Here is a 14,476-nt window from a genome sequence, read left to right as displayed (position 1 = left end):
CGTTAATTATTCAGGACTGATGATGTCTCAACCCAAAGCGATGTCCGTTAATGCCCTCACCCACATTATCCTGTTCTTCCTGGTCATCAACGCGATTGATGTCGTGTATGCGTTGATGCACTGATGGCTTATTGCGCTTTACCGCTGTTTTTGCGAGCCAGATTCGAAAGATGAGATAAATTCCCCGTCACGGATTTTTTAATCCGCGAGCCTTGATAGACTGCAGACGATAAAATAGACTACAGACTATCAAGGATGGCATCGTGTGGCAGGTTGAAGCAACAGATCGGTTTTGGAAATGGTTGCAGGCTCAGGATGAAGCGTTGCGTCTCGATGTGCTTGCCGCCATGAAGCTTCTGGCGCAGTACGGTCCGCACCTCGGCCGCCCTTTCGTTGATACCCTGATGTTATCGCGGGTGCCCAATATGAAAGAGCTACGCGTGCAAAGTAAAGGTCGTCCCATCCGCAGCTTTTTTGTTTTCGATCCGCGCCGCCATGCGATTGTGCTGTGTGCCGGCAACAAACAGGGTAAAAATCAGAAGCGTTTCTATCAGCAGATGCTTCGCATTGCCGAAACCGAATACCATCATCATCTGAACGCAATCGGGGAAACTCATAATGAAAACCTTGGATGAGATGCTGGCGGCGCTGACGCCCGAACAGCAACATCAGGTCGATGAACGCGTCAGCCAGATGCGTCTTGAATACCAGCTTTACCAATTACGTGAGCAGATGCAGCGGACTCAGCGTCAGCAAGCGCAGGCCATGCACATTGCCCAGTCATCTGTGGCGGCGATGGAAGCGCGTGGCGCAGAGTTAAAAATTTCCACGCTGAAGCGCTACATTGAGGCGCTGGGTGGAGAGCTGACGCTGGGTGTAAAGATGCCGGGTGGCCAGCATGTCGACTTAATTATCTGACCGTTCAGGCAGAGCGCATAACGCCCTGCCCCGGACTCCGATCAACGGTGCCGACATCTGGCCCGCACCACAGTCAATCAGGAGTTGTTTGGCGTGGCAGCGCTTTCGCTGAACTGCGGTTTTTGCCGCGTAACGGAATAGACCACGTTTTTCGGGCCATTGGTGTCTGTGGTGACATCGACCGCAGGAATGGTCACTTTGCCAAAACCAAACAGTGTTTGCACGTAGCCGCCAATCTGGTGTTTACCGGCCGGAACGCGGAGCTCTTTACTCTCGCCCTTTTGCAGCAGTCCGGCTTCCTGCCCATCCACCGTCACGTACACGGATGAGCCATCGTCGGTGCGCGTCACCAGATGGGAGACATTGATGACGGTCGGTCCGCTGGCAAACGGCGAAGCGCTGTCGTTGTTTTCGACCGGAGCGGAAGCAGTAGCCGGGGCTTCTGCGGCGGCAGCATCAGCGCTGCTGTCGCTGGCAGCATGACGCGCGCAGCCGGTGAGCAGGAGTGTGGCCGTTAACGTGGCCAGTGTGAAACGCGAAAACATCGTGACGAAAAACCTTCTGCTAAATGAGAAGTATTTATTTTAGCGTTACCCGCGCAGTGATAACAGTCACAGAAATCCAGTATTTTCCGAAAACCGGGGATGCGGGTCTCCGTTTGTCCCCCGGCCGCACGCAATGTCAACGCGCGCCGTTCTCCCGGCCAGGGAAAACGGCGCAAGCGGACGAATTACAGTGAATAGCGCGCCAGCGGCGCCACGGTGGTGATCAGCCCGTTGGCTTTCATATATTCACCAAATGCCTGATAACGCGCCTGATTGAATTCCGCACTGTGCGTTGCAAAATAAGGCAGCGTCGCCTGCCAGGCCTGATGATTGAGTGGCGTATCCAGTTCAGGATAACGCTTAATGAACGCCTGCCACGCTTGTTGCGGATGAGCGCGCAGCCAGGCGATGCCCGCATCCAGCCCACGCAGAAATGCCGGGATGCGAGGATCGTTTGCCGCTGTGTTGCTGTTGGCCAGAATGATCAACTCATCGTAGGCCGGCACGCCGTAATCTTCCGGTTTAAACGACACCGGCTTTGCGCCTTTGTCCTGCAAATCCAGCAGCTCGTAGTTACGGAAGATGGTCAGCGCGCCGTCAATTTTATGCGTCAGCAGCGCGGAGACGGCGTCCATATTCAGATTTACCAGCTTCACGCTGTTAACGTCGACGCCCTGCGATTTCAGCATGTTGCGGATAGCCACATCTTCCGCGCCGGGAATCGCATAGCCAATCGATTTACCGGCGAAATCTTTAATACTGTGGATATCGCCCGATACGGCTGTCAGGGTGTTCAGCGGCTGGTTAATAAGCGTGCCAACCCGGATTACCGGCACCTGCTTGTCCACCAGCGTATAGAGCTGTGGCTGATAGCTAATCGCCAGATCCGCCTTGCCTGCCGCCAGCAACAGCGGTACCGACGCGGAATCCGCCGGTGCGATCATCTCGACATCCAGCCCCTGCTGTTTAAACGCCCCGCTGTACTGAGCGGCAAAGATCGCCGCGTGGTTAGGGTTAATGAACCAGTCGAGCAGCAGCCGCACCTTTTCGGCTGCCTGCGCGTTGATGGTGGCCAGCAGCAGTAACGAAGCGATGGCACGAAGAAGTCTATTCACTCAAGTTCCTTAGTATGATTGCCAGAGAAATTTTTTACGCACCAGCGCCACGGCCGCTGAGAGCAGCAGCGCCAGGCTCATTAACAGCAGCAGTGCGGCAAAACTGGTGGCCGTTTCCAGCCGCGCGTTGGATTGCATCATCAGGTAGCCTAACCCTTCACTGGCACCGACCCACTCGCCGATCACCACCCCAATCGGTGCCAGCACCACCGCCATCTGCAGGCCGGCGAAAAACTGCGGCAGCGCAGCCGGCCAGCGTACGCGCCAGAAAATTCGCCAGCGCGAGGGATACAGCGTTTGCGCCAGCTCCAGCCAGCCGGCAGGCGTACGGCATAAACCGTCGAACAGCGACAGGCACAGCGGGAAAAACAAAATCAGCGCCGCCACCACCACTTTTGACGCGATGCCAAAACCCAGCCACAGCACCAGCAGCGGGGCCAGCGCAAATACCGGGATGGTCTGGCTGGCTGTCACCAGCGGAAACAGCACCCGACGCAGTAGCGGGCTGGAGGCCATCAGTACCGCCAGCACCACGCCGCCGCCGACGCCCAGCAGCAGCGCCAGCACAATTTCCGCCAGCGTATACATTGCGTGATGCGCGAGCAGCTGCCGCTTTTGCCACAGAGCCTCCAGCACCGCCTGCGGTGCCGGCAGCAGAAATGCCGGTACGCCGTTGTGGCGCGCCAGCAGCCACACGCCCAGCACCACCGCGATCAGGTAGATACCACTACTCAGCTTTTTCATAGGAATTCAGTCGGGAAAAGAGTTCGGCCTGCGCCTGCAGCAGTCCGGCATCATTGAGCGCGCGCGGCACCGTACCTGCCGGCACAGGCCAGTGCGTCACCTGCAGCGGCTGGCCGTGCAACAGCAGAATGTCATCGGCCATACGGCAGGCTTCCAGCGGATCGTGGGTCACCAGCAGCACCGTTTTGCCACGCAGCAGCGTCGCGGTCAGCGTTTGCAACTGGTGTTTGGTCATCACATCCAGCGTGGCGAATGGCTCATCCATCAGCACCAGCTCGCGCTGCGCATACAGCGTGCGCGCCAGCGCCACCCGCTGCCGCATGCCACCCGAGAGCTGTGAGGGCGCGGCTTGCGCCTCGTCTTCCAGTCCCACCTGTGCCAGCAAGTGATGCGCCCGCACGCGGTCCGGCTTCGCACCGCTCAGACGCGCCGTCAGCATCACGTTTTCCAGCACCGTCAGCCACGGATAGAGCAGATCCTGCTGCCCCATCCATGCCACGTGCTGCGCAATACCGCTCAGGCTGCCCTGCTGCGGCTGCACTAAGCCGGCCACCAGACGCAGCAGCGTGCTTTTACCAATGCCGCTGCAGCCCAGCAGCACCGTGGTTTTGCCGCCGCGCAGTTGCAGATTGAGCCGATCGCATAGCTGTTTTTCGCCCCAGGCAAAGCTCACCTGGTCAAAGCGGATGTCCTGCGTCATGGCCGGCGCGCCGCCAGAATCGCCAGCTGATTAAAGCCGCGCTGCGCCAGCGCGCTGGCCGCCTGCGCCGCCCGGATGCCGCTGGCGCAGACCAGTACGATGCGGCGATCCGCCGGTGGCTGCCAGGCGTCCAGTTCGTGCGGCAATACGCGCTCAACCCGATCGGCCACGCTGGCAGGCGCCTCTTCGCAGCTGCGCAGCTCCACAATGCAGTCTCCGGGTTGTAACAGGTGAGCATCAATAAACGGCACGCCGGGCTGGGCCGGTTCCTGTGCCGCATCAAAGCGGAACGAACGAAAGTGCCAGCTGACGAAGTCACAGTTGACCATGCAGCCGAGCGGTGAGGGTTGCAGCCCGAGCAGTACGCTGAGCGCCATCTGCGCCTGCATCGCCCCCAGCGCCGCCACGGCTGGCCCCATCACGCCAGCGGTATTGCAGTTAGCCGCGGAGGCAGGAAGCTGCGGAAACAGCGCACGATAGCTCGGCGCGCCGCCGCAAAAACCGCCAGCATAGCCCTGACGACCCAGCACCGAGGCGCTGATCAGCGGTATGCCTGCCTGGAAACAGGCATCAGACAGTTGGTAAGTCACCGCGAAGTTATCGGCGGCATCAATCACCAGATCGCACCCCGTCAGCGCCTGCGCGATATTGCTGGCGCTCAGCGCCTCGGGCACCGCTTCGATTTGCACCTCAGGATTGCGCTGCTGCAAAGCCTGCTGCGCCGCCACAGCTTTGCTGCGACCCACATCCTGCAGGGTGAACAGCGTCTGGCGATGCAGGTTATGCAGCGCGACCTGATCATCATCGTACAGACACAGCTGACCGACGCCCGCGCCCGTCAGCTGAGGCAGCAGCGTGGCGGCCAGCCCACCGGCACCGGCTACCAGCACGCGGGCGCGAGCCAGTTTCTGCTGCCCGACGACGCCAATTTCCGGCAGCATCATCTGGCGTTGGTAGCGTTCCATTGCGCGCTCCTTAGTTCAGGTTAGCGAGGCCGAAGATCGGCGTTGAGGCCACGGCCATATCACGCTTCTCCATCAGCCCGGCATCGCGCGCGCCCTGCCCGGCGGCGATCGCCTGGCTGAACGCGCGCGCCATCGCCACCGGATCGCCCGCTTTCGCCACGGCGGTATTGAGCAGGATGGCATCGAAGCCCATCTCCATAGCCTGCGCTGCCTGTGACGGTGCGCCGATGCCGGCATCAATGATCAGTGGAATATCGCTGAACCAGGCTCGCATCGCCCGCAGCCCGTCAATATTTCGCAGTCCCTGGCCGGAGCCGATGGGCGCGCCCCACGGCATCAGCAGTTCACAGCCGGCGGCCAGCAGTTTTTCACCGACAATCAGATCCTCCGTGGTGTAGGGAAACACCTGGAAGCCGTCGGCGCACAGAATGCGTGCCGCTTCGACCAGCGCGAACGGATCGGGCTGCAGCGTGTCGGCATGACCAATCACTTCCAGCTTGATCCACGGCGTGTTAAACAACTCGCGCGCCATGTGCGCGGTGGTGACGGCCTCTTTGACCGTGTGGCAGCCAGCGGTATTGGGCAGCACGCGCACATTCAGGCCCGTCAGCAGCTCGCGAAAAGCCGCGCCCGCCGTGCCTTCGCGGCGCAGGCTGACAGTGATAATTTCACTGCCGGATGCGGCGATCGCCTGCTGCAAAATCGCCGGTGAAGGGTAGCCTGCGGTGCCGAGCAGCAAGCGTGACTGCGGTGTAAAATCGTAAAACATCGCTCAGCCTCCCTGCATCGGTGACAGGACTTCCAGCTGCCAGCCTTCCTGCAACTGCAGGCTGGCATACTGACTTTTCGGCACAAAATCGCCATTGCAGGCGGTGGCAACACAGACCGCATCGATTTGCTGTTCGATCAGCAATTCGCTGAGGCTGGTGGCCTCAGTGCTGATGGTGCGGCCGTTAAGCTGAATATTCATGGCTAACCTCCCCGGACAGGCGCTGCATCAGCTGTTCTGCCATCATTGGTGCCAGCAGAAAACCGTGACGATACATGCCGTTAAGATAAAAAATACCGTTGTGATAGTGGATTTCCGGCAGATTAGCCGGCCATGCCGGACGCAGACCGCTGCCGCTTTCGATGACGCGCGCTTCCGCCAGCGCCGGGTGCAGGGTGTAGGCCGCGCTGAGCAGTTCCATTATGGCGCGCGCGCTGATAGCGCTGGCATCGTCGCTTTCGATCATGGTGGCGCCGAGCATGAAGTGGCCGTCGCGACGCGGCACCAGATAACAGGGAAAACGCGGATGGAGCAGACGAATCGGCCGGGAAAATGACACCTCATGACTCTGCAGGATCAGCATTTCCCCGCGCACCGCGCGCAGGCCGGAGAGTTGCGCTCTGGCATGGATACCGCGACAGTCAATGATCCGGCCCGAGGGCTGGCGCGCATCAAAGCGGACGCCACGCTGCAGCAGTTTGTCACGCAGCTCAGACAGCGCGCGGCGCGGATCGAGATGTGCCTCGCGCGGGAAAAACAGTCCGCGCGCAAACCGGTTTTCCAGCGCCGGTTCAAGCGACGCAGGATCAACCCATTGATGCGCCGTCGTCATGCGCGCGAAGCGGTTTAACTCCGGGTTATCACGCGGCGGTGCCAGCACTAACGTGCCCTGCTGCACCACGCTACTGACGCGCGTTTGCCACCATGCCGCAGCATGCTGGCCGAGGGTAATTACGTCGGCTGGCGCGCTTTCAGCTTCACACCACGGCGCCAGCATGCCACCAGCAAACCACGAGGCAGGCTGACGCGCTTCATCGTCAATGACCTCGACGGTTTCTCCGCGCTCAGCCAGCAGCGTGGCAACACAAAGCCCGGACACGCCGCTACCGAGCACGCTCCAGCGGCTCATGAACAACGTTCCGGTAAATAATCTGGGAAATTCACATCGGCCTCTCAGTGATAACTGAGACCCGCAGATACAGGTGAAGGGAATCGACGCCAGCGATCGGGCTCGCCTTTGCGCCAGACGGCTTTGCACATGAGCCGTCAGTCTTCCTACGCCAGTATCAACTGGGTCAGGTTCAAAGGGTCGCTAAGCCGCGCAGTGCGCTATTAGCCTCTCAGTCTCTCTGGCGAGACTCCCCCGACGCGTCTATTTGTATTGCAGGCGCTGGCTGGCGTCAAGCAGCACGTTAACCGCGCTGCCCGCGTTGTGGATCAAAATTGCAACATATGGTATACCAGACGGATAGCGGGCAGATGATAAAAAAGACTTTTTTATTATTCACTTATAAATTTTTCAGCTAATCATGGAAGCATTATGAATAAGTTTCGTGTGGCTTTTATTAAAGCAGGATGGCATCAGGCGATCGTGAACAACGCGCTGGTGGGATTTGAGCAGGAACTGGCAGAACAAGGCGTCGAGAATACATTAAAAAGCTATGACGTACCCGGCGCGTTTGAAATGCCGCTGCTGGCCAAACGCCTGGCCGAAACCGGCAAATTTGATGCGATTGTCTGCGCCGCGCTGGTGGTCGACGGTGGCATCTATCGCCATGACTTTGTCGCTCAGGCCGTCGTCGATGGCCTGATGAATGTGCAGCTCGCCACCAATGTTCCGGTGTTTTCGGTATCACTCACTCCGCACAATTTTCAGCCGGTCGATGCGATTGAAGCGTTTTATACCGAACATTTTATTAAAAAAGGCAAAGAAGCCGCACGCGCCGCTCTGATGATTCATCAGCTACAGATCGATTAACCTCAAACGGATTGTTAGCTTTTCCCACTTTTAACAATCCGTTTCCTATAGTGTGCTCCCTCTTACCTCTCGCCTCTTGCTTACTTAAAGCAGCACCATTGATGCCATTGCAAGTTATTCGGGATATCATTAAAATAAGATAACCTAAATAACCTTGCGGGAGTTAACTGATGGTTAGCGATAAAGATCACACCGGAGTTTCTGCACTGACAGGTACCCCGCAGGAGATTCAGGGTCGGCTGTCAAAATCACATGCCAGTCACGTTGTTGCCATTACTTTCGACCACCCAGGCGATGCGCTGACGCTGCGCAACCTGTCAGAAAATCTTTCCGCAATCGCTTCATCCATGTTTGCAATTTTTCAGCAGCGGCAGCGGCAGGAATCGCTGGAGCAACTTGCCAGTGCGATGTTACCGCGCGTGCCAGCTTCGCCTCATTTACTCAAAGAAGCGGCGATGTTACTAGAGGCGCGCAATGCCGTGCTGGAGAGCGGAAACTGGCTCAGCGCCGCAGAAGTGGCGCAACTGGCAGGGTTGAGTTCCACAAATCCGAGCGCTCAGCCGAATAAATGGAAAAAAAGCGGCCAGATATTTGCCATCAATCACAATGGGATAGATTATTTCCCCGATTATGGCCTGGATCGCGACACGCACTTTCGCCCGGTTAAACCACTGGCTCAAATACTCAGGATTTTTGCCGGACGCAAAGACAGTTGGGCTATTGCGTTGTGGTTTCTGTCTAATAACAGTTTCCTTGCGGGCAAACGACCACAAGATCTACTGCTAACCGAAGCGCAACGCGTCATCGACGCCGCTCTGGATGAAATGGAAGGAATAACGCATGGATAAGCGCAGCACTGCGGCGCAACCTGATGATTTATCAACTTTGCCTGTTATTACTGCCGAAGAAGGTGCGCCATTGCCAGGCGCTTTACTTCAGCTGTCATTTATTACGCTTTCAGCAGGAAGCATTCTGCACCGGGTCCATCTGTCGCATTATGCCGCCAACCAGTTTAATCCTGGAGTGAAAGGGAATGCCCGCTTCAGTCCAATAAAAACCAGACATGGGCAGCCAATACCGACCCTTTACGGCGGTTCGACCAGAGACTGCGCATTAATGGAAACAGTATTTCATGACGTGCCTTTCGCACCCGGTCTTAAGACACTGGATAAGAAAAAATTACATTATCAACTTCACTCCTGTCTTAAAGTTAATGAAGATATGCTGCTGATCGACCTGAGCAGCATCGCATTGCGCAAGTTAGGTATCACGCGTAAGCAGCTTATCGACACAGAAAAACATCACTATCCCCTCACCCGACGCTGGGCAGCCGCTCTGCATCATCAGAGCGAATCAGCGCAGGGCCTTTCATGGATATCCCGTCAGGATGATTCAGCGCGGGCAGTGATGTTATTTGGCGATCGAATTTCACCTGGCATGCTGACGCCACTTAATAAATCATTAAGCCTGATTGATGATTCCGATACTTATGGCGAGGTTTTACATCTCGCATCGCGATTAGGTGTGTTTATCATTGCAGCAAAATAAACCACGATGCTATCAGGCGATGGATAAAAAAGAAGAGTGGACGAATAAGAATTTAAAAATGAAATGGTTTAAAATTTCGCCAGCATTCCTGCTGGCGAAATCCTGAGTAACGGTGAAATTAACGGCTGACTTCGTGACCAATCAGGCCACCGATAGCCGCGCCGCCGAGGGTACCGAAGGTGCTGCCGCCGGTCAGAACGGCGCCGCCTACAGCACCTACACCAGCGCCAATGGCGGTGTTGCGGCCACGATGAGACATGCCACAAGCCGTTACAGAAAAGGCTAGAACCAATACCACTGCGATATTAAAGCTGCGTTTTAAAACCATCAAAATCCTCATTACCATTAATTCTAATGGAATGTAATAGTGTTAACTTTGTTTGTTGTTTAGCCGCCAAATACCTGGCGTAGCGTGCTTATCCTGGAGGCAAATTTAAGGGGCTTTGCATTTTTGTGGAAGGTAAAAATTCCTATTTTATGCCGGACCTGCCAGGTGCTGGTTATTATTCGTACCTTAAGCCAAATAAAAAGGCATGGCGTGAAGGTTCACGCCATGCCTCGATGACTTACCGCGCAATGAATTAACGCTGCGGATGATTAACTTCTACTGGTCGTAAATCAAACACCAGCACTTCAGCATTGTTACCGTTAGCGAACTGCAGCGCCGTCTCATTGCGTACGCGCGCGCCGTCGCCGGCTTTAAAGCTTACGCCATTCACTTCAATGCTGCCGCGCGCCACGTGAATATAAGCATAGCGATCGTTAGCCAGTTCCAGCGTCTGCTGCTCGGCACCGTCAAACAGTCCCGCGTAAATACGCATATCCTGACGTACGCGCAGCGAGCCGTTGTCGCCTTGTGGCGAAACAATCAGGCGCAGCTGACCGCGTTTGTCGGCTTCTGCCACTGACACCTGCTGGTAACCTGGCTCGGTACCGCGTTCTGCCGGCACAATCCAGATCTGCAGGAAGTGCACATTATCCTGTTTCGAATGGTTAAACTCGCTGTGCGTCACGCCGCTGCCGGCGCTCATCAGCTGCACGTCACCGGGCACGATAACCGAACCGGTACCCATGGAATCTTTATGCTCCAGCGCGCCTTCCAGCACGTAGGAAATAATCTCCATGTTGTTGTGCGGATGCGCACCGAAACCGCGACCCGGTGCTACCTGATCATCGTTAATCACCAGCAGATCGGAGAAACCGGTCTGTTGTGGGTCCCAGTAGCTGGCAAACGAAAAAGTATGGCGTGAATGCAGCCAGCCGTGATCGCCTAAGCCACGTTGTTCGGACAGTCGTTGTTCAATCATGGTCTGCTCCTTAAATTTTTAGCTGGAGGGCGAAGGCCCTTCCCGTTGCTGACCAGTATACGTAAACTGATTTGCCCAACAATGCGCCTGGATGACAATGACTGTCACAGATAAGTGGACAATATGCAGATTGAAGATCTCCGGATTTACGTCGCCGTAATCAAAGCGGGCAACTTTACCGCTGCGGCTGAACAGCTGATGCTCTCCAAGCAGTACGTCAGCCGGCGCATCGCCGCGCTGGAAGAGTCGCTCGGGGCGCGTTTGCTGAATCGCAATACGCGCAAACTTTCCGTTACCGACAACGGCCAGCTGTTTGCCCAGCATGCGCAGCGCATTCTGGATGATGTGCAGGAAGCCGAACTGGCGGTGTCTGGTCGTCGTCAGGTGCTGCGCGGCAGTTTTCGTCTCAGCGTGCCGATGTCGTTCGGCATCAGCCATCTTTCCCCTTATATCGCCGAATTCCTGAGCCAGCATCCCGGTATCCAGTTCCAGGTGGAACTGGCCGATCGGCATGTGGATATGGTGGGTGAAGGTTTTGATATGGCGATCCGCATTGGCACGCTGCCGGACTCCAGCCTGATCGCCAAACGGCTGGGGGAATTCCGCCGCGTGATCTGCGCCAGCCCGGCCTACCTGCAGGGCGCCGGCGCACCGCGTGAGCCGGAGGATCTGCTGCACCATCTCTGTCTGCGCTATGGGCGTGAAAGCCAGACCGGCTGGGAGCTGTTTCAGGGCGACACGCGTAAAGTGCTGGCGGTCCAGGGACCGATGGTCAGCAATAACGGAGAAATGCTGCGTGATGCGGCCGTCGCCGGGTTGGGGCTGATCCTGCTGCCGGAGTTTATCGTGGCTCCGGCGCTGGCGCGTGGTGAGCTGGTAACGGTGCTGGATGACTGGCATCCGGCCTCGCTGCACCTGAATGCGCTTTATCCGCAGCATCGCCAGCGCAGCGAGATCAATCGGGTATTTATGACGTTCCTGCAGGCCAAGCTGGCAGGCAAATGAATCAGCCCACTTCGCTGCCTATCGCAGCACGCAGCGCCGGTGCGGCTTCGCCGCTCATCGGGCTCACCAGCGCATAGTTATAGTGGCGATCGCTCCAGTATTGCGCCACCAGGTTGTCCGCCTGGCGCGACCCCTTTTCCAGCCGCACGGTCTGCGGGCGGATGTACCAGCCAACGCGCGTGCCGCTGGCGGTCTGATACAGCACCAGCGCCGAGGCGCCATGCTCATTCGCCATCAGGCGCGCGCCGATGAGCTGATAGCCAAAGCGCTCCAGATTGGGCGGCAGCGTACCGTTGATAAAATAGCGGCCCAGCCAGCTGGCCAGCTGTGTCGTCTGATGGGTGCTTATGTCCATCGTCGCCTGCTGCGCGCCATCGCCGAATAACCGGTAAGCCTGTACCGCATCCTCCATCGGTAACGGATGATTCTGTAAGCGTTCAGTCATCTGCCAGCCGGACAGACTGCCGATCCCCAACGCCAGCACCAGCGAGCAGGCCAGCGCCAGCCGCTGATAACGCTGTCGCGCACGCCGCTGGCGCAGCTGTGCTGGCTGCAGTGGCGTAAAGGCGTTTCGCGCCATGTTGCGTTGCAGGCTTTGTTGCAAGCGCAGCTTGTCCTGACGCCAGCCCTCAACCTGGGCGGCGACGTCAGGATGCTGCGCCAGCCAGTCGCTGACGGCCTGATGGCTGGCGCTATCCAGTTCACCATCCAGCCAGGCGTGCAGCTGGTTCTCATTGGGCGGGATATTCATTTTAATCTCCTCAACGTCACCGGGGCCGGCAGGCCTTCGGTCATGTGCTGCAACTGTTTTCGCGCCCGCGACAACCGTGACATCACGGTGCCCAGCGGAATGTCCAGCGTGTCAGCCGCTTCCTGATAACGCATGCCTTCAACGTTAACCAGGAGCAGCAATGCGCGACTGTCAGCCGGCAGACGGGCGAACAGCGCCAGCATCTCATCGGCGATGGCATGATGCTCAGCCGACTCGGCAAAGGGCTCGGCGCGGCTGAACAGCGTCATAATCGCCTGCCAGCGCTTGCGGCGGCGTTCGCCATCAATGAACTGATGCCAGAGAATGGAAAACAGCCAGGCACGCAGACTGCGCGTGTCATCGCGCGCCGCGTCCAGTGCTTTGACCAGCGTGTTTTGTACCAGATCCTCAGCGGCCATGCGCTCACGCGTCAGCCCCAGCGCAAAACGCTGCAAATGCGGCAGTAATGCGCGGATTTCGTCATCGCTCAATGCAGACATTATTTTTGCTCTCGCACCCGGCGCAGGCCGGTCATGCTACTCAGCACGCCATCCCGTAAAATCAGACCATGCAGCAGCGCGGCGGCCAGATGGGCCAGGATCAGCGCGAACAGACTAAACGCCAGCAGCGAGTGTAACGGGCGCAGCACGGCATAACTTTCCACGCTAACCGGCAGCAGCGGCGGCAGCACCAGACCTTCGCCAATCGTCACCGGAAACCCGCCTGCCGACAGCATCGCCCAGCCTACCAGCGGTTGCGCCAGCATCAGTAAATAGAGCGCCAGATGGGTCAAATGAGCCACCGTTTGCTGCCAGCCCGGCACCGACGCGGGCATGGCGGGCACACCATAGTAACGCCGCAGCCCGATACGCACGACCACCAGCAACGCGATCGCCACGCCGAGTGGTTTGTGTATCGCCAGCAGCAGTGAATGGGCAGCCGAGATATCCGCCACCATCGCCACACCGATAAATAGCATGGTCAGCACGGCCAGCGCCATCAACCAGTGTACGATGCGCAGCAGCGGATGAAACAGGGTTGTCTGGTGACTCATGATTTTTTCTCCTGCTGGTGCGCCTGTTCAGCCGTGCGCAGATTGAAAGATTTTGCGTAAGCGGCAGAGCGCGCGTTGAGCAGCGGATCGTCCGAGCCGCTGATGCCCTGCGGCAGAATCAGCGGATCGTAATTGATGTCATTGCAGCTGCCGCCCTGTTGCGGGCTGCTGTCGCGCAGCGTCAGCGTACCGGCGACAACCTGCTGCCGATCGGCTGGCCACACCTTGCTGGCATCGTTCACCGCATCGCCGGGGTGAGCCACGCTGATCACCAGATCCCACTTCAGCGGTGCGGTCGCCAGGCGGTCGTGCAGGTCGCTCTGCAGATAATCCGGCTGCTGCTGAGCGGCGCTAATCGGCTGCCATGGCGTACGCGGCACCAGACTCCAGCGCACAAAGCGCGTTTCCCCCTGCGCATTGGTAAAGCGGAAGGCATTCAGGCTGTTGTACTGCTCCTGTGCCCAGCTGGCGGCCAGTATGTGGGTTTTTACCCAGGCAAAGAACGGTTTAACTTCGGGATGGGCAACGGTAAACGCCATCAGCTTTTGCGCATCAGGCTTGCCGGTCTGCGGCAGCGGTCGGCTGGCCTGCTGCTGATCGTAAAAAGCCTGCGGCGTACTGACCGGGAAAAACGGCAGCGCGTTCATGCCGGTACGCCACTGCTCGCCGTGCGCCAGCTGAAATTCCAGCGCCAGGCTGCGCACCGGCACGCCATAATCCGGCGCGTGCGGATTACCGCCGGCAATGGCAAAGCGGCCAATCACCGGCACCGTACCCGGCTGGAAAACGCTGGCGCGTGACAGAAACGCCGCGTTGCCGCTGGAGGTAAAATCGCCGGTAACGCACACGCCCTTGGCATGATTGCGCCGGTATCCCGGATGCACACCGCTGTTTTGCTGCAGCGACTGCACCAGACTTTGCGCACTGAGGCGCTGCGGCGTCAGCCAACCGCCTGCAGCAAGAAACAGCACCAGCAGTAATCCGGGAATAATGACCACCAGCAGTAACAACGGCAGATGTCTGACCGTAGGTTTAAAGTTCATCTTAGCCAACTCAGTAAGGAAACGTGGGCATAAG

The 14,476-nt window shown here is 57.9% G+C and carries 20 protein-coding genes and 1 riboswitch; of the genes, 6 read left to right on the top strand and 14 right to left on the bottom strand.

The window, feature by feature from the left end; translation table 11 throughout:
* The first annotated feature begins 263 nt into the window (after positions 1 to 263).
* Positions 264 to 635, top strand: coding sequence for a type II toxin-antitoxin system RelE/ParE family toxin (locus C1N84_RS21295; protein WP_021508927.1), 372 nt, complete (start codon positions 264 to 266; stop codon positions 633 to 635).
* On the top strand, positions 619 to 918 hold the full coding sequence (locus tag C1N84_RS21290) for a helix-turn-helix domain-containing protein (RefSeq protein ID WP_021508926.1): 300 nt from the start codon (positions 619 to 621) through the stop codon (positions 916 to 918). Before C1N84_RS21295 ends, C1N84_RS21290 begins: the two co-directional genes overlap by 17 nt.
* A gap of 77 nt (positions 919 to 995) precedes the next feature.
* Here C1N84_RS21290 and C1N84_RS21285 read toward each other — a convergent pair whose 3' ends face one another.
* The 8 genes from C1N84_RS21285 to C1N84_RS21250 all read right to left on the bottom strand — a co-directional run bounded on the left by C1N84_RS21285 (position 996) and on the right by C1N84_RS21250 (position 6,885).
* Positions 996 to 1,463 carry a hypothetical protein gene (locus C1N84_RS21285; RefSeq protein WP_058759022.1) on the bottom strand — a complete coding sequence of 156 codons (468 nt, stop codon included), beginning with the start codon at positions 1,461 to 1,463 and terminating at the stop codon, positions 996 to 998.
* 185 nt (positions 1,464 to 1,648) lie between these two features.
* Positions 1,649 to 2,578: an ABC transporter substrate-binding protein gene (locus C1N84_RS21280; RefSeq protein ID WP_059009262.1), complete on the bottom strand. Its 930-nt coding sequence runs from the start codon at positions 2,576 to 2,578 to the stop codon at positions 1,649 to 1,651.
* 9 nt (positions 2,579 to 2,587) lie between these two features.
* Positions 2,588 to 3,322 carry an ABC transporter permease gene (locus C1N84_RS21275; protein WP_260640979.1) on the bottom strand — a complete coding sequence of 245 codons (735 nt, stop codon included), beginning with the start codon at positions 3,320 to 3,322 and terminating at the stop codon, positions 2,588 to 2,590.
* On the bottom strand, positions 3,306 to 4,022 hold the full coding sequence (locus C1N84_RS21270) for an ABC transporter ATP-binding protein (protein ID WP_215788040.1): 717 nt from the start codon (positions 4,020 to 4,022) through the stop codon (positions 3,306 to 3,308). Before C1N84_RS21270 ends, C1N84_RS21275 begins: the two co-directional genes overlap by 17 nt.
* Complete coding sequence (locus C1N84_RS21265; RefSeq protein ID WP_021508921.1) at positions 4,019 to 4,987, bottom strand: HesA/MoeB/ThiF family protein; 969 nt, start codon at positions 4,985 to 4,987, stop codon at positions 4,019 to 4,021. The genes C1N84_RS21270 and C1N84_RS21265 overlap by 4 nt, the downstream gene beginning before the upstream one ends.
* A 10-nt stretch (positions 4,988 to 4,997) precedes the next feature.
* On the bottom strand, positions 4,998 to 5,756 hold the full coding sequence (locus tag C1N84_RS21260; protein WP_010615680.1) for a thiazole synthase: 759 nt from the start codon (positions 5,754 to 5,756) through the stop codon (positions 4,998 to 5,000).
* A gap of 3 nt (positions 5,757 to 5,759) precedes the next feature.
* Positions 5,760 to 5,957, bottom strand: a complete 198-nt coding sequence (gene thiS, locus C1N84_RS21255; protein ID WP_150360083.1) for a sulfur carrier protein ThiS — start codon at positions 5,955 to 5,957, stop codon at positions 5,760 to 5,762.
* The gene (locus tag C1N84_RS21250; RefSeq protein ID WP_264444161.1) at positions 5,941 to 6,885 is read right to left on the bottom strand and encodes an FAD-dependent oxidoreductase; all 945 of its coding nucleotides are present in this window, start codon (positions 6,883 to 6,885) and stop codon (positions 5,941 to 5,943) included. The genes thiS and C1N84_RS21250 overlap by 17 nt, the downstream gene beginning before the upstream one ends.
* Before the next feature lie 126 nt (positions 6,886 to 7,011).
* Positions 7,012 to 7,131: riboswitch (TPP riboswitch) on the bottom strand.
* A gap of 165 nt (positions 7,132 to 7,296) precedes the next feature.
* Here C1N84_RS21250 and C1N84_RS21245 point away from each other — a divergent pair.
* The 3 genes from C1N84_RS21245 (at position 7,297) to C1N84_RS21235 (ending at position 9,282) form a co-directional block, all read left to right on the top strand.
* Positions 7,297 to 7,734, top strand: a complete 438-nt coding sequence (locus tag C1N84_RS21245; RefSeq protein ID WP_088517394.1) for a 6,7-dimethyl-8-ribityllumazine synthase — start codon at positions 7,297 to 7,299, stop codon at positions 7,732 to 7,734.
* Between the two features lie 170 nt (positions 7,735 to 7,904).
* The gene (locus C1N84_RS21240) at positions 7,905 to 8,582 is read left to right on the top strand and encodes a hypothetical protein (RefSeq protein ID WP_215481193.1); all 678 of its coding nucleotides are present in this window, start codon (positions 7,905 to 7,907) and stop codon (positions 8,580 to 8,582) included.
* Entirely contained in the window at positions 8,575 to 9,282 is a 708-nt protein-coding gene (locus tag C1N84_RS21235) for an RES family NAD+ phosphorylase (protein ID WP_264444164.1), read from the top strand. Before C1N84_RS21240 ends, C1N84_RS21235 begins: the two co-directional genes overlap by 8 nt.
* 118 nt (positions 9,283 to 9,400) lie before the next feature.
* Here C1N84_RS21235 and C1N84_RS21230 read toward each other — a convergent pair whose 3' ends face one another.
* A complete protein-coding gene (locus tag C1N84_RS21230; protein ID WP_031279978.1) occupies positions 9,401 to 9,610 on the bottom strand; it encodes a glycine zipper 2TM domain-containing protein in 210 nt (69 codons plus the stop codon).
* Positions 9,611 to 9,863: 253 nt separating this feature from the next.
* The gene (locus tag C1N84_RS21225) at positions 9,864 to 10,589 is read right to left on the bottom strand and encodes a pirin family protein (RefSeq protein ID WP_021508917.1); all 726 of its coding nucleotides are present in this window, start codon (positions 10,587 to 10,589) and stop codon (positions 9,864 to 9,866) included.
* A gap of 123 nt (positions 10,590 to 10,712) precedes the next feature.
* On the opposite strand from C1N84_RS21225, the gene C1N84_RS21220 reads away from it, so the two are divergent.
* On the top strand, positions 10,713 to 11,594 hold the full coding sequence (locus C1N84_RS21220) for a LysR family transcriptional regulator (protein ID WP_264444169.1): 882 nt from the start codon (positions 10,713 to 10,715) through the stop codon (positions 11,592 to 11,594).
* A gap of 1 nt (position 11,595) precedes the next feature.
* On the opposite strand, the gene C1N84_RS21215 is transcribed toward C1N84_RS21220, so the two are convergent.
* The 4 genes from C1N84_RS21215 to C1N84_RS21200 are packed head-to-tail and all read right to left on the bottom strand — an operon-like array spanning position 11,596 to position 14,442.
* Positions 11,596 to 12,345 carry an anti-sigma factor family protein gene (locus C1N84_RS21215; protein WP_394541857.1) on the bottom strand — a complete coding sequence of 250 codons (750 nt, stop codon included), beginning with the start codon at positions 12,343 to 12,345 and terminating at the stop codon, positions 11,596 to 11,598.
* Positions 12,342 to 12,845, bottom strand: a complete 504-nt coding sequence (locus C1N84_RS21210) for a sigma-70 family RNA polymerase sigma factor (RefSeq protein WP_058781060.1) — start codon at positions 12,843 to 12,845, stop codon at positions 12,342 to 12,344. Before C1N84_RS21210 ends, C1N84_RS21215 begins: the two co-directional genes overlap by 4 nt.
* Complete coding sequence (locus C1N84_RS21205; protein WP_058781059.1) at positions 12,845 to 13,399, bottom strand: cytochrome b; 555 nt, start codon at positions 13,397 to 13,399, stop codon at positions 12,845 to 12,847. The genes C1N84_RS21210 and C1N84_RS21205 overlap by 1 nt, the downstream gene beginning before the upstream one ends.
* Positions 13,396 to 14,442 carry a catalase family peroxidase gene (locus tag C1N84_RS21200; protein WP_394541856.1) on the bottom strand — a complete coding sequence of 349 codons (1,047 nt, stop codon included), beginning with the start codon at positions 14,440 to 14,442 and terminating at the stop codon, positions 13,396 to 13,398. The genes C1N84_RS21205 and C1N84_RS21200 overlap by 4 nt, the downstream gene beginning before the upstream one ends.
* Positions 14,443 to 14,476 lie beyond the last annotated feature (34 nt).

The organism is Pantoea sp. SGAir0418 (assembly GCF_043529865.1).
The sequence above is the reverse complement of the archived record's forward strand: the minus strand, read 5'-3'. Positions and strand labels throughout refer to the sequence as shown.

Excerpts from the sequence above, each read along its gene's own strand:
- C1N84_RS21210 (WP_058781060.1), bottom strand. The coding sequence starts at position 12,845 with ATGTCTGCATTGAGCGATGACGAAATCCGCGCATTACTGCCGCATTTG.
- C1N84_RS21215 (WP_394541857.1), bottom strand. The coding sequence starts at position 12,345 with ATGAATATCCCGCCCAATGAGAACCAGCTGCACGCCTGGCTGGATGGT.
- C1N84_RS21265 (WP_021508921.1), bottom strand. The coding sequence starts at position 4,987 with ATGGAACGCTACCAACGCCAGATGATGCTGCCGGAAATTGGCGTCGTC.
- C1N84_RS21230 (WP_031279978.1), bottom strand. The coding sequence starts at position 9,610 with ATGGTTTTAAAACGCAGCTTTAATATCGCAGTGGTATTGGTTCTAGCC.
- C1N84_RS21270 (WP_215788040.1), bottom strand. The coding sequence starts at position 4,022 with ATGACGCAGGACATCCGCTTTGACCAGGTGAGCTTTGCCTGGGGCGAA.
- C1N84_RS21285 (WP_058759022.1), bottom strand. The coding sequence starts at position 1,463 with ATGTTTTCGCGTTTCACACTGGCCACGTTAACGGCCACACTCCTGCTC.
- C1N84_RS21275 (WP_260640979.1), bottom strand. The coding sequence starts at position 3,322 with ATGAAAAAGCTGAGTAGTGGTATCTACCTGATCGCGGTGGTGCTGGGC.
- C1N84_RS21260 (WP_010615680.1), bottom strand. The coding sequence starts at position 5,756 with ATGTTTTACGATTTTACACCGCAGTCACGCTTGCTGCTCGGCACCGCA.
- C1N84_RS21250 (WP_264444161.1), bottom strand. The coding sequence starts at position 6,885 with ATGAGCCGCTGGAGCGTGCTCGGTAGCGGCGTGTCCGGGCTTTGTGTT.
- C1N84_RS21290 (WP_021508926.1), top strand. The coding sequence starts at position 619 with ATGAAAACCTTGGATGAGATGCTGGCGGCGCTGACGCCCGAACAGCAA.
- C1N84_RS21245 (WP_088517394.1), top strand. The coding sequence starts at position 7,297 with ATGAATAAGTTTCGTGTGGCTTTTATTAAAGCAGGATGGCATCAGGCG.
- thiS (WP_150360083.1), bottom strand. The coding sequence starts at position 5,957 with ATGAATATTCAGCTTAACGGCCGCACCATCAGCACTGAGGCCACCAGC.
- C1N84_RS21225 (WP_021508917.1), bottom strand. The coding sequence starts at position 10,589 with ATGATTGAACAACGACTGTCCGAACAACGTGGCTTAGGCGATCACGGC.
- C1N84_RS21235 (WP_264444164.1), top strand. The coding sequence starts at position 8,575 with ATGGATAAGCGCAGCACTGCGGCGCAACCTGATGATTTATCAACTTTG.
- C1N84_RS21220 (WP_264444169.1), top strand. The coding sequence starts at position 10,713 with ATGCAGATTGAAGATCTCCGGATTTACGTCGCCGTAATCAAAGCGGGC.
- C1N84_RS21200 (WP_394541856.1), bottom strand. The coding sequence starts at position 14,442 with ATGAACTTTAAACCTACGGTCAGACATCTGCCGTTGTTACTGCTGGTG.
- C1N84_RS21205 (WP_058781059.1), bottom strand. The coding sequence starts at position 13,399 with ATGAGTCACCAGACAACCCTGTTTCATCCGCTGCTGCGCATCGTACAC.
- C1N84_RS21240 (WP_215481193.1), top strand. The coding sequence starts at position 7,905 with ATGGTTAGCGATAAAGATCACACCGGAGTTTCTGCACTGACAGGTACC.